Annotated in this window: 13 protein-coding genes; 6 read left to right on the top strand and 7 right to left on the bottom strand. The window is 42.0% G+C overall.

Going from position 1 to position 14,116, the window contains the following annotated elements; genetic code table 11:
• Positions 1 to 11 precede the first annotated feature (11 nt).
• From OCU50_RS01480 to dusA, 4 genes are all read right to left on the bottom strand, one after another.
• On the bottom strand, positions 12 to 242 hold the full coding sequence (locus tag OCU50_RS01480) for a hypothetical protein (RefSeq protein ID WP_017055752.1): 231 nt from the start codon (positions 240 to 242) through the stop codon (positions 12 to 14).
• A 190-nt stretch (positions 243 to 432) separates the two neighbouring features.
• Positions 433 to 1,101 (bottom strand): TIGR04219 family outer membrane beta-barrel protein, encoded by a 669-nt coding sequence (locus OCU50_RS01475; RefSeq protein ID WP_060467060.1) that lies wholly within the window; start codon positions 1,099 to 1,101, stop codon positions 433 to 435.
• 134 nt (positions 1,102 to 1,235) lie between these two features.
• The gene (gene pspG / locus OCU50_RS01470) at positions 1,236 to 1,457 is read right to left on the bottom strand and encodes an envelope stress response protein PspG (RefSeq protein ID WP_060467059.1); all 222 of its coding nucleotides are present in this window, start codon (positions 1,455 to 1,457) and stop codon (positions 1,236 to 1,238) included.
• A gap of 247 nt (positions 1,458 to 1,704) precedes the next feature.
• Positions 1,705 to 2,688 (bottom strand): tRNA dihydrouridine(20/20a) synthase DusA, encoded by a 984-nt coding sequence (dusA, locus tag OCU50_RS01465; protein WP_060467058.1) that lies wholly within the window; start codon positions 2,686 to 2,688, stop codon positions 1,705 to 1,707.
• Between the two features lie 254 nt (positions 2,689 to 2,942).
• Here dusA and OCU50_RS01460 point away from each other — a divergent pair, with 254 nt between their 5' ends.
• The 6 genes from OCU50_RS01460 to OCU50_RS01435 all read left to right on the top strand — a co-directional run bounded on the left by OCU50_RS01460 (position 2,943) and on the right by OCU50_RS01435 (position 7,261).
• A complete protein-coding gene (locus OCU50_RS01460) occupies positions 2,943 to 4,016 on the top strand; it encodes a site-specific integrase (protein ID WP_060467057.1) in 1,074 nt (357 codons plus the stop codon).
• 281 nt (positions 4,017 to 4,297) lie between these two features.
• Complete coding sequence (locus tag OCU50_RS01455; protein WP_060467056.1) at positions 4,298 to 5,398, top strand: tyrosine-type recombinase/integrase; 1,101 nt, start codon at positions 4,298 to 4,300, stop codon at positions 5,396 to 5,398.
• 48 nt (positions 5,399 to 5,446) lie between these two features.
• Complete coding sequence (locus OCU50_RS01450; RefSeq protein ID WP_060467055.1) at positions 5,447 to 5,728, top strand: hypothetical protein; 282 nt, start codon at positions 5,447 to 5,449, stop codon at positions 5,726 to 5,728.
• Positions 5,729 to 5,855: 127 nt separating this feature from the next.
• Entirely contained in the window at positions 5,856 to 6,083 is a 228-nt protein-coding gene (locus tag OCU50_RS01445) for a hypothetical protein (RefSeq protein ID WP_060467054.1), read from the top strand.
• Between the two features lie 68 nt (positions 6,084 to 6,151).
• Complete coding sequence (locus tag OCU50_RS01440; RefSeq protein ID WP_021823223.1) at positions 6,152 to 6,289, top strand: hypothetical protein; 138 nt, start codon at positions 6,152 to 6,154, stop codon at positions 6,287 to 6,289.
• A gap of 264 nt (positions 6,290 to 6,553) precedes the next feature.
• Positions 6,554 to 7,261, top strand: coding sequence for a hypothetical protein (locus tag OCU50_RS01435; protein ID WP_060467053.1), 708 nt, complete (start codon positions 6,554 to 6,556; stop codon positions 7,259 to 7,261).
• A 192-nt stretch (positions 7,262 to 7,453) separates the two neighbouring features.
• Here the strand turns inward: OCU50_RS01435 and OCU50_RS01430 are convergent, their stop codons facing one another.
• From OCU50_RS01430 to OCU50_RS01420, 3 genes are read right to left on the bottom strand one after another with little or no spacing between them, the layout of a single operon-like run.
• Positions 7,454 to 10,387 carry a type I restriction endonuclease subunit R gene (locus OCU50_RS01430; protein ID WP_060467052.1) on the bottom strand — a complete coding sequence of 978 codons (2,934 nt, stop codon included), beginning with the start codon at positions 10,385 to 10,387 and terminating at the stop codon, positions 7,454 to 7,456.
• A 36-nt stretch (positions 10,388 to 10,423) separates the two neighbouring features.
• The gene (locus tag OCU50_RS01425; RefSeq protein WP_060467051.1) at positions 10,424 to 11,701 is read right to left on the bottom strand and encodes a restriction endonuclease subunit S; all 1,278 of its coding nucleotides are present in this window, start codon (positions 11,699 to 11,701) and stop codon (positions 10,424 to 10,426) included.
• A 12-nt stretch (positions 11,702 to 11,713) separates the two neighbouring features.
• The gene (locus OCU50_RS01420) at positions 11,714 to 13,258 is read right to left on the bottom strand and encodes a type I restriction-modification system subunit M (RefSeq protein WP_060467050.1); all 1,545 of its coding nucleotides are present in this window, start codon (positions 13,256 to 13,258) and stop codon (positions 11,714 to 11,716) included.
• Between the last annotated feature and the right edge of the window lie 858 nt (positions 13,259 to 14,116).

Here is a 14,116-nt window from a genome sequence, read left to right as displayed (position 1 = left end):
CCGTAAATTGGCTACTGGTTTTCAATACGAACTTGCTGAAAACCAACGGCCATTGCCGACTTCGATGCTAAATCTAAATCAGCATAATGACACTCTTCACCATGAACATCGGTAAGCAGAACAAAACCACCTCCCATATGGCGAAACTCCACAACCCAAGCCCCCTCTTGAATCGAGGGCTCTATGACCGCTTCGACTAACAGATTTTCTCGATATAAATTTCGTAATTCATTGAGTGTCATATTCTATCCCTTGCTTTGACCTCACAACATAGACCTTATGAGAATAGACGCTAATCAGATCTCTATATAAGGATGGTCGAAAGTGATGAATGTGCTAACTAATTCCAGAAAGATATAATCAATAGATATAAAAAAACGCCACTTAATAAAGTGACGTTCTTAAAATTTATTTTAAATACGCTTAAATAACCTAGAAGCGCACTTCTGCACCAGCGAACCAACCATCGACCATAACAAAGCTCTTGCCTAGTTCAGAGCGAAAGAACTCATCCGAGTCTAAATCGATAACACGGTAACCACCTCGCAGTGCTACCTCAGTTTCTGCTACTGGGATTCGGTACTGAACGCCAGCCATCAAATCAGTACTCTTGATGCCACTACTATCACCGAACTCCATCGTACCAATGATATCGACGTTGGTGTCAGGAACGTTGATCTCTGCGTTACCGTAGAAACTCCAAGTCAACTCATCAAAGCTTGTTTGAGCGCCACCTGTTTTCGGTTCGATGTAATTCGAGTTTGAATACTGAGTAAACGTCACACCCGCATCAAAGTTCATCAGTTTGTGATCTAACAATGTGTAATAGAAGGTGTAGTCGTACTTATCGAAGGCCAATAAATCTGCATCGACAGAAGTATAGCGGACACTCGCGTTTGGTAGCATTGGGCCATTGTGCTCAAATGCGAAATATAACGAAGGAGAATGAACATCATCATTTTGTCTAACTTCGTTTAGCTTGGTACTTCCCCACCACATATCGGCACCGACTTTAGCCGTGTAAGAAAACCCTTCTTCAGCAAGTACTGCCGAACTTAAAGGTAGCATTCCCACTAAAGCAATTAATGGCATTTTATTCATTTGAGGTAGCTCCAATTTCATATCATTGTGCTAATTGTATGCACATTCATCGATTATTGGAGAAATTTTACCACACATCCTAAAGACTAAAACGATAAACCGCTGGCGAGCAAAAGTTTGACGGCACCATGACTTTAGTAACGCCTTTGGCTAGAACTGTGTACAAAGGTTTTGAAAAACCACACACCGATTGCAATCACAATCAACCAAGGCAGGAGTTTAAACACGACACCGATCATACCGAGTACTAACATAACGAGTAATGCAACCCCCGTTGCTGCTAAGACCGTCATAAACGTAATACCAGTAACAAGTAACGTTGCGACAAAAATAAGAACAAAGATTAATTCAAACATAATGGTCTCCTATTGAATTGATGACCTATCTTTATTACTTTCTAACATTGCAGCTTCCATACCAAGTTAGTACAACCAATAAAACCCTTATTTATCAGGAAAATAAAAAGCCACACATCTAAATGCGTGGCTTTTAAAGAAACTATCAATGGCAAATTTAGCCTCTAGTGGCGAATTTAACCTTAAGTTTTTAAGTTTGGTTTTTTAGCTTGGGCTTTTAAGCTCGAACTTTTAACCTCGAGGGAGGTTATACGTTTAGCTCTTTAGGGATCTTAGCCAATGCCGTTTGCATCACCTCAATACCCGCGCCTTTCTTATGCGCGTTCTCACTGATGTAGCGACGCCATTGTCTTGCACCCGGCATGCTTTGGAACAAACCAAGCATATGACGAGAAATATGTCCTAGACTTGCGCCATTTGAAAGTTCACGCTCGATGTACGGATACATCTCTTCCACAACTTGTGAGCGCTTTTTAATTGGCGTATCTAAACCAAAGATCTGTTGGTCGACTTCGGCCAAGATAAACGGACTATGGTATGCCTCACGGCCGATCATCACACCATCAAGGTGTTGCAAGTGCTCTTTCGTTTGCTCAAGAGTCGTAATACCACCATTCACAGCAATCACTAGACCCGAGAAATCTTTCTTAATTTGGTATGCACGATCGTAATCTAAAGGTGGGATCTCACGGTTCTCTTTCGGGCTAAGACCACTCAACCACGCTTTACGCGCATGGATAGTAAATTGCTCACAGCCGCCTTTTTCAGAAACAGTCGACACAAACTTAGTGAGAAACTCATAAGAGTCTTGGTCATCGATACCAATACGCGTTTTCACCGTGATTGGAATATCAGTGACTTCTTTCATCGCCGACACACAATCTGCCACCAGGTCTGGCTCAGCCATCAAGCAAGCACCAAAACGGCCATTTTGAACTCGGTCTGAAGGACAACCTACGTTGAGGTTAACTTCATCATAGCCACGCTCACCAGCAAGCTTGGCACAAGCCGCTAAGTCAACAGGATTTGAACCACCAAGTTGAAGTGCAAGAGGATGTTCTTGCTCGTTATATTCTAGGAAGTCGCCCTTACCATGTAAGATCGCGCCCGTTGTAACCATTTCCGTGTACAAAAGAGTCTGCTGAGAAAGCAAACGGTGAAAATAACGGCAGTGGCGGTCGGTCCAATCGAGCATGGGTGCAACGCTGAGACGAGAAGATGGAAAGTTCATAATTAAAACCTTAAAAATCAACAATATAGAAATATGTCATGTGTGTTTTGCAATGACCTATTTCTGCATATTTTGTCCGGTTTTAACTTAAAAAGTCCCTAAAGGGATCAATTTGGGGACTTTTAGGGACACGAAAAGCAGAAATCTTCATGCGAATTTGGGTCGGGGATTATACAGCCAAGGTCACATTTCGCAAAATCTGTACCGCCACCATTGCAAGAGTCTTTGCCACAACCTGACCAAAGGAAATTAATGTGGCAACGATTAGTATTGAAAAAGTAGCAAGTAAACAGGGGACTCGATACAAAGCACGGGTGAGAGAAGCAAGAAACGGAAAACGTCTGTTCGAAAAATCTAAGACATTCGGCAAAAAGACAGACGCGAATAAGTGGGCAAAGCAGTTAGCTAAAGAGCTACGAGAAGATGGCATCCCCTCACTTGAATCTAGTTCAAAAGAAATTTTGATTGGCGATTTAATCACGCTCTACCTTGAAGATCCCATTACCTCACGAGATCTGGGACGCTCTAAATCCGCGGTGCTGAGAAGATTGCGCTCTTACGACATTGCGCTTGTTCCTGCACATCTGTTGACCGCAACACATTTGGTACAGCATTGCCGAGTAAGGTTAGCCGAACCAACCGCTCCAACACCACAGACGGTTTATCAGGACATCACTTACTTGCGCAGCGTAATCAACGTGGCTGGGCCAATGTTTGGCTACAACGCTAACGTACACGCACACAACGAAGCAATACCTACCTTAATTAAATATCGCCTCATTGGTCGCAGTGAGAAACGAGATCGACGCCCAACGTCAGTTGAATTGAACTTAGCAGAACAAGGGCTTAGAAAACGAGAAAGTCACCGCGCCTCATCCATACCACTGGTCGATATTTTCCACATGTCACTTTCTACTTGTATGCGCCTTGGAGAAATTACACGGATCAGATGGGAAGACTTTGATGAGAACGCAGGTACGGTAATAATTCGAGATCGTAAAGACCCTCGTAAAAAAAAGGGCAATCACTGCACTATCCCTCTATTCAGTGATGCCATTGAAATTATAAAACGTCAGCCAAAAATTGATTCGTGCATTTTTCCCTACAAATCAACTTCGATTGGTGCTGCTTGGCAGAGAATGTGTCATGAACAAGGTATTGATGACCTCCATTACCATGACTTACGAGCTGAAGGAGCGTGCAGGCTGTTTGAACGAGGACTCAACATTGTTGAAATATCACGTATTACAGGGCATCGCGACATCAACGTTTTGAATAATATTTACCTGCGCTTGAGTGTTGAGGATATTCACCAACGCATCAACTAACAAACGAGTGGCTCTGTCATGATTGAAGAGCCACACCTATTGTTACATATCGTTACATTTTCAAAGGCATGATTTGTTTTTTGACGAAAAGGAGCGGAATCATGGACTCAAAATTTCTAACTAATTGATAAATAGATCCCATCTAGAAAAACCAATAACCCCATGCACTAATATAAATAAAAGTATTTTACAATCAACAAGTTAAAACAAACCACCGTCGTATTTACAATCAAATCCAAACCATTACTATCGACTCAAACCAGTTAAAAAAGAGTCCAAAAATGGCAACAATTAGTATCGAGCCACAACATCTCAAATCCGGCATGTCTTACAAGGTCAGAGCAAGATCAGGCAAAAAAGACCCTATTAAATTTTCCATGTCTCGCACATTTAAAAAACAGTCACAAGCTGCGCGACTTGCCAAAAAAATCTCAGCGCAGCTTAAGGAGAACGATTTTAGTTTTCTTCATTCAAAGCCTATTGCTCTTGCTGTTAGCGATGCCCTAACCCAATTTCAATCTTATGTGTCAGCGGATGAAGAAATGGCCTCCAAATACAACAAAAATATCTCAACCGTCATTAAGCGTTTTATTAACTCTTCATTAGCAGATCTGCCAATCGATTTGATTACACCTAGGGATATCATTCAATCAATGAGAGAGATTCAGGAAAATTATCAACTTTCACCCTCAACGCTAGGCTTTTATCTAAGCGCACTATCCACGGCGTTTTATGATGCGAACACGCTATTAGGATTCAATTTCAATACAGATGCACTGCGAGATGCGAGACCAACGTTAAAAAGGCATGGATTGATAAGTCGGAGTCATCCTCGCAATCGAGTTTTATCACTTGATGAGCTGAATCGCATTACTGAATACTATGACAAAATGGAATTAAGGGGGCGCTCATCAATCCCGATGATAGACATTATGTGGTTTGCATTATATGTCTGCTTACGACAAGGTGAAATTTGTCAGAAACTCCAATGGAAGCACTACGATGAAACGACACATGTCCTTACCGTCGATAAGCGAAAAGATCCGACAGATAATAAAAACAAAATCACTAAAATCACGCTCAATGCTGCCACCATTGCCATCATCAACAAGATGCCAAAAGGGAGGCCAACTGATCCGATTTTTCCATTTAATCCAAAATCAGTGAGTACATCATGGACGAAAGCAATGAAGGCGCTCGGTATTGATGATCTGCATTTTCACGACCTACGAGCAACTGGCTCGTCTGAACTATACAAGCACGGCATGGATCTTTATGGTGTGTCCAAACTCGCAGGGCATAGCTCGGCTGAGATGCAACTCACACATTACCTGCGTAATATCCCTGTTGTTTTGCCAGAAGATCACATCAAGCTCAATTAGAGATTAATGTTCGCTGTGCCATTGAATGTCAGGAAGTAAAGGTTAGCGATGAAACATATTGAAGATTTAATTTTTGAGGCGAGCCTCTGGACACTGAACTTCCATAATCAATATAAGATTGTTGGTAAGCCGCACCCTGATGCATTGATTTATCGTGGCTTTATTGATTATCACTTGGAGGGTAAACGTGTAAAACTGGTAGTTAATAAAGAGAGCTACGACTCTTTCTTGTGTAAAATGCAACACCATGAAAAAGCGGTTGATTTTGCTAAAAATTGTCTAACGATTATGACAAGGATGCATAAAAATAGCTCTAGCAGCCACCTTTGATCCACTTCAAGACAGTCTCCATACCAATAAAGCCATACAAAACAATATATTGCTGTTTATAATCTTGCATTAAAATACATTTAATTGCACAATCGCTCCATATAAGCTTATGATTTTTTTATAAAAAATGAAAGACAACACTAACAAAAAAATGCACCCAATCCCGAAACTTATTAATCTAATCTTGACGCTGATTGCTTTAGTTGGCTTTACATATGCTACCGCTGAATTCTTAGCCAGCAGTTGGTGCCAAAAAGCTTACGGTATTGGCGTTAGCGAACAATCTGACTGGAAAGTAAAAGCTTGCGCTAAGTACTATTGGGATATGGACTTAGAAAATCTAGGTCGCTGGTAAATCAACTCTAAAAACCCGATTTCAAGCAACGTTCAAACGGCTTAAAAGAAAAATAAACGGAGATACCCATGTCAGATGATTACATTTCAATAAAAGACAGAATGAAAAGCTTTGCGGTTGGTTTAGGTGTCATGATGGTCATTGCCTTCTTACTTCTGAAGGGCGGTGATTTGATCGGATACCTAGCAGAGTACTACGACTTGTAAGAAAAAGAAGAACAACGAGCCTCCATTAATATGGGGGCTTTTTTATGGAGACGATTTCAACGGGCATGGTAATTAAATGATTGAATTTTCTTTCTTTACTATTTATAGTCCTGTACAGCTCTCTCAGGCTAATGGTGCGTTTGCTGTAAACTGAGATCATTTTTAAGTACTCATTTAATATTGCTACGACTAGATGCTGGTCATTGGCAAACCAACAAAATCAAACGCGGTGTGTCAAAAAATCCAGCATGATATCGAGGCAGTATGAACGCTAATGCTTATTCTCAATTTTCAGAACTCACTCCAGTACAGTTACTTTCAGTCTTTAAAGATGAGTATAGAACCATCGCCAAAGACAATCGCACATTATCTCTTAATCAAGGCTACCAAGCCCTAGCAAAGCACGCACAGTGCAATAGCCTTGAATCGATGAAGAGCCAGTCGATTATTCTAATTAAAGTCAGCGAATTTATTAACGCATTGATCGCTTGTGGCTTACCTGTTTCAAAAACCACTAATACCGCAAGGTTTGAAAGGCTACTAAAATGCGATGTGCTTTGCCCGCCTTTGAGCGGAGGCCTTTGTGTCGCAATCACTAATGATGGTTTAGTCCTTGAAACACCTTATCTAAGTAATCCTACTCCGTACATTGCTGGCTCTGAGATTTGTCATTTGCAAATCGATATGGTTGATGGAGCTTGGCTTAGCAATGAGGAGTGGGTCAGTTTTGTGAACAACTTAGAAGATAATTTGGATTTAGATGGTGATATTCAGCAACAAGCAACTGAACACTGGAGCGAAGTACATGCTGAAAAAAATGTACTAACCCTAGACCCCACTCCCGACTATGAAGAGATGGCGACTTGGTCTGAAGGTCGGTTTAGGCAGTTTGTTCTAGAACACTCTCTATATACACATGTAGATACTGTATACAACTTCTTCGACGAAGAACGTAAAAGGCAATTAGCTTAACCCTAGAAAAAAGGCTTCGTCCCTTAAATAAACGAAGCCTTTCCGGCTATCCTAGATAAATACCCTAAGAAACATCTTTATAACGGGTACCTCGTTTACGATTACTTCACCCCACTCAACAATCCTTGTCATCTTTTCTAGTGGCTTTATTTTTGATTTAAAGCTGAAAATAAGAAAGCACTGCGACAATGGTTAGTGGAACCCTTCAACAAAAGTTTCTGCGAAGCGTTTTAACCGCTCAGCAATACGAGGAATAATAGTCCGGCGGGATCGGAACGTCATTTTCTCTGTGGTCAGCTTGGCAATATCATCCGATTTGAGGTCGTCGACTTTCAAGCCCTGCTCAATATCAAGAATAATTTCTTTAAACTTATTGCCATCAAGCTTTTCTTCCTCTGCGAGTTGACGCATTTCTTTTTGCTTCTGCTCTTCGATGTACTCATCAAATTCAGCACCTTGCACTAAGCCTTGCATGCTCTTCTCGATAAAGCCTTCGATGAGAGAACGCTTACTGTACAGAGTTGGCTCAGTCGCTAACAAGTTAGCGATGACTTGACGCTTTTTGTCTTTAGCTTCTTCACAAGACTCTTCAAGCATCGTCATCAGCAAATGACGAATGTAACCAACGTTGACTTCATCTCGTTGGAGCAGTTCAAGCTCAAAGTCGATGTCCGCAAGGATAGATTCTTTCTCCGCAGGGCCTTTCTTGATTTCACGGGCTAAATCGCTGTATTTAGAGGCGTAGTCGACGAACTCTTGCTCAGAAATGCCAAGCGTTTCAATATCGAAGTCGCTGAATGTCTCTAGTTGGTTCTTTAAGCGCATTAAGATACGGAACTGCTTGATGAAACCTGCTTGCATGTCCTCGTCAGGCAAGTCATCGACACTTTGCACATCAGGAGTAATTGCTTTCAACGCTTCAAGTGCTTTAGTGAAGTCCTCAGTCAAACCGTTAAGGTCTGGAACTTCGATATGCTCTGTAGGCTTCTTATTCGAGAATAGCGTAAACGCCTCATCTGCTTGCGGTTTGAGGTTGCGGTAACACATAACGTTGCCATGCGACTTCACCGTGCCATTTAAGCGATTAGTACGGGAGAACGCTTGTACTAAGCCGTGGAACTTAAGGTTTTTGTCGACATAAATGGTATTCAATCCGGGAGCATCAAAACCCGTAAGGAACATATTCACTACTAGAAGGATATCTACTTCGCCGTTCTTCGTGCGGTTAGAGAGATCTTTGTAGTAGTTGTAGAAGCTGTCGGTATCTTTGGTCGAATAGCTCGTACCAAACTGCTGGTTGTAGTCTTCGATGTAAGCGTCCAACTTGTCTCGGCTATGCACTTTGGCGTTCGCTTCTGCCAAGCCTTTAACATTGACCTCGCATTCGAACTCTTCTTCCTCATTCACACCGTAGCTGAAGATGGTGCCGATATTGAGCTTATGCTTGCCCTCTTCTTTGAGGGCTTTGAAAGTATCGTAGTAAGTGATGAGATCAGGCACGCTTGCCACACACAGCATGGCGTTAAACTTGCGTTTAGTCTTATGAGCGTGAATGCCAATGATGTGCTCGCACACTTGTTTAATACGTTTAGGAGAGCTAAAGAACTCCGCGACATCGATACTGCTCACATCGACATCCATGCCGTCATTTTTATGTTTCAGCTTACCATAATACTCAATGGCAAACGGTAGCACGTTGTCATCTTTGATAGCGTCAACAATCACATAGCTATGGAGACGCTCACCAAATAGGTCTTTTGTGGTTCGCTTCTGTGTGCCTTTGCCTTCGACTTTTTTAGCCGTCGCATTGTCGGAAAAGATAGGCGTTCCCGTAAAACCAAACAGTTGTGCTTTCTCGAAGAAGTCGACGATGTTTTGGTGCGTTTCGCCAAATTGACTGCGATGGCATTCATCAAAAATAAAGACAACACGTTCTTGGCGAAGGTGTTCAACCTGCCCTTTGAAACGAGGCTTAGTGATCAGGTTATTAAGCTTTTGAATCGTAGTGATGGTGAGCTTGTTGATGCGATTGACTTTAGTACTGTAGATAGGCGCATACTCTGCGACTTGTGGCAACTCTTCACTATCGTTGGCACTACTATCTTGGGAATTTAGGGCTTTTTTAGGTACAGGTCGTGAGCCGAGGAACTGATTCAGAAGGCTTTTGGTGTCACCCGTGCTGTCGACACTACCTCTCAAAAATGCATCAAACTCTTTGGCAGTTTGGTAATCGAGGTCTTTACGATCAACTACAAAGACCACTCTGTCGACCTCTTCCAACGTAGAGAGGATCTGAGCCGTTTTGAAGCTAGTCAGCGTCTTGCCACTGCCTGTGGTGTGCCAAATGTAACCGTGATTATTGTTTGTTTTAACCTGATTAACGATCGCTTCTACCGCATAGAACTGGTACGGACGAAGCACCATCAAAAACTTACCTGACTCGTTCTGTACGATGTAACGACTCAGCATCTTAGTCAGGTGTGGTTGATTTAAAAAAGCATCCGCAAATTGAGGGAGCGAGTTAATCTTGTTGTTTTCAACATCCGTCCAGTGGAAGGTCTGCTTAAACGAAAGCTCACGGTTATTCGAGAAATATTTGGTGTTGACGCCATTAGATATAACAAACAACTGCACGTAATTGAACAACCCACCTTGAGCACCATAAGTATGCTTGTCGTAACGTTTGATCTGGTTAAAGGCTTCCGCCAACTCAATGCCACGGCGTTTTAGTTCAATTTGAATCAGCGGTAAACCATTCACTAAAATAGTGACGTCGTAGCGGTTCTCATACGTCCCTTGAATAGTGATCTGGTTGGTCACTTGGAAGAAGTTTTTCTTCGCATCATCAAATAACAGAGTCAGGTAATCGGTGGTGCCGTCTTCACGAGTGACATCAACCTTGCCTTTCAAGCGCTTGGATTTATCGAAGATGTTGCCCTTTTCAAGCTTGATGAGCACACTTTCAAACTCACGCTCTGCGAGCGTTACGCCATTGGCTTTCTCAAGTTGAGTCTTGAGGTTTGCTTTTAGCGCATCAGCATTGCCAATATCGACAGGTTTGAAATCGGCAGCAACAAGCTGATCGATTAGCTCTTTTTCAAGTTGTGCTTCTGATTGTGTGCTCATAATTCTTCTTTTTATAAATCCAACTGACGGCCCTAACTACACGAACATTTGCTGTAACAACCCCTTCTTCCACTCTTTGGCTTTTTCAAGCTCTGAGTTGGTTAAGTCAATCTTCTGATCGACCACCGATAGGAAGTCAGAAATCTTGGTTTGCTCTTCAAGGCTAGGAATACAGAGCTTTAGTTTCAGTAAATCTCTGGTGTAAATTGCAGCAACACTTGTCGTACCTGTTGCGAACCTTCTCAAACCTCTAACACCGTTAAAAGAGTTCAAGCAATAATTCATAAAATAATTGTTTTCGAATTCAAGTCGCATTAGGTTCGAGTTATAGTAAGCCTCTGATAATTCATTCTTCCATATCGCAACCTTTCCAACCAACTCTAAGGTATTTCGTGTATTAAAGAATAAATCACCTTCTTGAATTCGGTCTTGAGAGTCAATTGCCTCACCTTCAAGAATATATTCGACTTTGTTTAAGTTGATGTTTCCTCGACCTAGGTTTCCCATTTTTATCAAAGGAAACTGAGTTCTAACTTCCGAGTTTTGGTAATTCCCACCCAAGCGATACTTGATTAGCACATCACCCAACTTCTTCTCTTCCCAATCAGGGAACTCGCTGCCGTCATCTGCTTTAAAACGCAGTGTCGGTGGGGTAAATGTTAGCTGCCCATCTTGCTCTTCCCACTTACCGTTAAACAACTGCTGCATCACACCTTTTTTGTACTCGGTGAGCTTGTCTTTCTTCTCTGTGAGTAGTGAGATTTTCTCATCGACCTTTGATAAGAACGAGGCGATTTTTTGTTGTTCTTGAAGTGATGGAGGGTAATGCCTGATTCGATTTATATCCGATCCGGGTAAGTTGGAAACAGTTGCCTTACGAATAAATCTACTCACTTCATACTGCGCTTTGCTCGTCTGATAAAAATACTTAAAGTAAGTAGAGTCAGCATTCTCATTCAAGTTGATTTTTACTGCATATGCACTACAAATATGCTTAATTGGTTGTTCACGATATACAGATGTTATACCGCAATCAGCCGTAGTAATCATCACAAGATCACCATCTTTAAGTTCGTGACGATTAACCGTTTTTACATCTAGCTGTGCTGTAGGAACTTGATGGTACTTAATCTCACCATTAGCCCCCATATCAGTCCCACGTATAGTCCTCACATTACCATCTGAGCAATAGTCTTCAGCGCTAAAACGTGGGCCATACGTAATGTCATTGACTAACTCACCAAAGTAACTTAGCCCTAACATACTATCAAACTCACTAAACCTCAGTTTCGGCACATTCATTTGCTCTGTCATAACATACCTTCCTTAGAACGGAGCCTTAATATTTAACTGCGAACAAAAACCAGCAATATCAGCATCCACGGAGTGCATCTTTGTTTCTAGCTCAGCAAGCTCAGACGCCACTGCATCCAAATCGACAGGCTCTTCTTCTTCAAAGGTATCAACGTAACGAGGGATGTTGAGGTTGTAGTCGTTCTCTTCAATCTCGGTAATCTTGGCAACGTGGGCAAATTTTTCGACAGACTCTCGCTTACTGTAGGCTCCAATAATACGCTCAACGTCTTCATCACGAAGGTAGTTTTGCGCTTTGCCTTTTTCGAAGTGACTAGAAGCGTCGATGAACAGCACATTGTCATCGTTTTTACGATTCTTCTTAAACACCAAGATACAAGTCGGGATACCTGTACCAAAGAAGATACCCGCAGGTAAGCCAATCACTGCATCTAGGTAGTTCTTTTTCTCGATAAGGTGCTGACGGATGTGACCTTCTGCTGCGCCACGGAAAAGGATGCCGTGAGGAACAACCACCGCTAACGTGCCCGTTTCATTCAGTTGATAGATCATGTGCAGTACAAAAGCAAAATCTGCTTTCGATTTAGGAGCAAGCTTGCCGTAATCGGCGAAGCGCTCACTGTTTAGGTGCAGCTCGTTGGCACTCCAATTCGCTGAAAACGGAGGGTTTGCTACTACCGCATCAAAACGCTTATCTAGGTGCATTGGGTGCTCTAGGGTGTCATCGTTTTTGATGTCGAATTTATCGTAACGTACTCCGTGCATCAGCATGTTCATACGTGCTAGGTTAAACGTGCTTGGGTTTTGCTCTTGACCACAAAATTCTAAGTTATGGCTGCCAACTTCACGCGCCACACGCAGTAGCAATGAGCCAGAACCACAGGTCGGGTCGTATACCGATTTCACATTGCCATCAATGCTCACAAGCTTGGCTAGAATTTTACTGACCTGTTGCGGCGTATAGAACTCACCCGCCTTTTTACCCGCACCAGAAGCAAACTGACCGATAAGGTATTCATAGGCATCACCCAGCAAGTCAATCTCGGTGTTTTCTAGGTGGAAGTCGATGTTATCTAAATGAACCAAAACCTGACTGATTAGCTTGTTGCGTGCGTCAGGGTTTTTACCCAGCTTGCTTGAGTTTAGGTCTAACTCTTCAAACAAACCATTGAAGTCATCGGCAGAGTCCGCCGCTGTGGTGGATTGCTCAATATCAGCAAGAGAGCGATCAAGCTCATCGATAATAAACTCTTGTTTCTTACCACGCCCTGCTAGGCTAGAGAAAAGCTGCTTAGGCGCAATAAAGTAACCAAGGTTCTCGACACACTCTTCACGTAGATCATTGAGCAGCTCTTTATCATCAGCAGCACCAACAAAGGTAATGCCATCTTCAGCAAGAAGCTCATCACAGTAGCGGTTTAACTTGTCAGATAGGTACTTGTAAAAGATAAGCCCAAGAATGTAGTCACGAAAATCGTCCGCAGACATGTTGCCACGCAGCGTGTTGGCAATGTTCCAAAGCTGGGTTTTTAATGCGCGTTGGTGTTGTTCAACCATGGTTTTGATAAGTCTCTAAAAATAGTGCGGCTATTCTAACAAAAAACACCGTGAAGTAAGCGTTATACCCCACGTATTGCGTATAATTTCTTGCTCAGAGAGTTACCAACACTCAACTCGCCTCAGTGAATGCAGCCAATAATCACCATACAACGCATTTTTAGCCCCATTTTCGCTATCTATCCACCGTTTTGCATGTTTACGCCTAGGTTACTCATTGAGTGGGTGAAAATGAGGGCTTTCTGATGTTTGTGCTTTTTGCCATTTCAAAACCCAAGTTGCTACCTACATCGGTTGATGTTCCATTTTCGATTTTAAGTTCAAAACAAGCCTTTACTCTTGGATGCACTAACATGAAAGAAAGTATTTTATAATCAATAAGTTATAGCAAATTAACTTTGACGTTTAAATTTAAATGAGTAATATAAAATTTAAGAACGGGCACACATCGGCAATAGCCGATAACCAATCTCAAAAATACATCGCATGAGGTATAGGTAAGTTGTTGTCTTTAGGAAATAGAAGAGAGGTTAAGGATCGTGAGAACCATTCGTCGTAGTGCAAATACCACTAGTATTCAGATGTTAGGGTTTAATTGTGATAGATCAGGTAATAGCCCCCTTTCAGAACAACTCTTAAGCCTTATAAATAAAGGGCTGGAGCAGTTTTCTTTTGCAACAACCCTTGTGATATTTAGGTACTGAATTTGTGAGCAAAAAAACAGTAAAAACTCTGTAACCCTATGTGGATAAAGGCTTTGAGGACAAATTGGATTTAAACACCCAATTTGTGACATTTAAGCACTGATTTTCTGAAAAAAGCCCTAACTAACTGACTTTTTTAATTTAAACACCGGAA

This window comes from Vibrio toranzoniae, from assembly GCF_024347655.1.
Lineage (GTDB): Bacteria > Pseudomonadota > Gammaproteobacteria > Enterobacterales > Vibrionaceae > Vibrio > Vibrio toranzoniae.
This window is presented reverse-complemented; position numbering and strand designations above follow the sequence as displayed.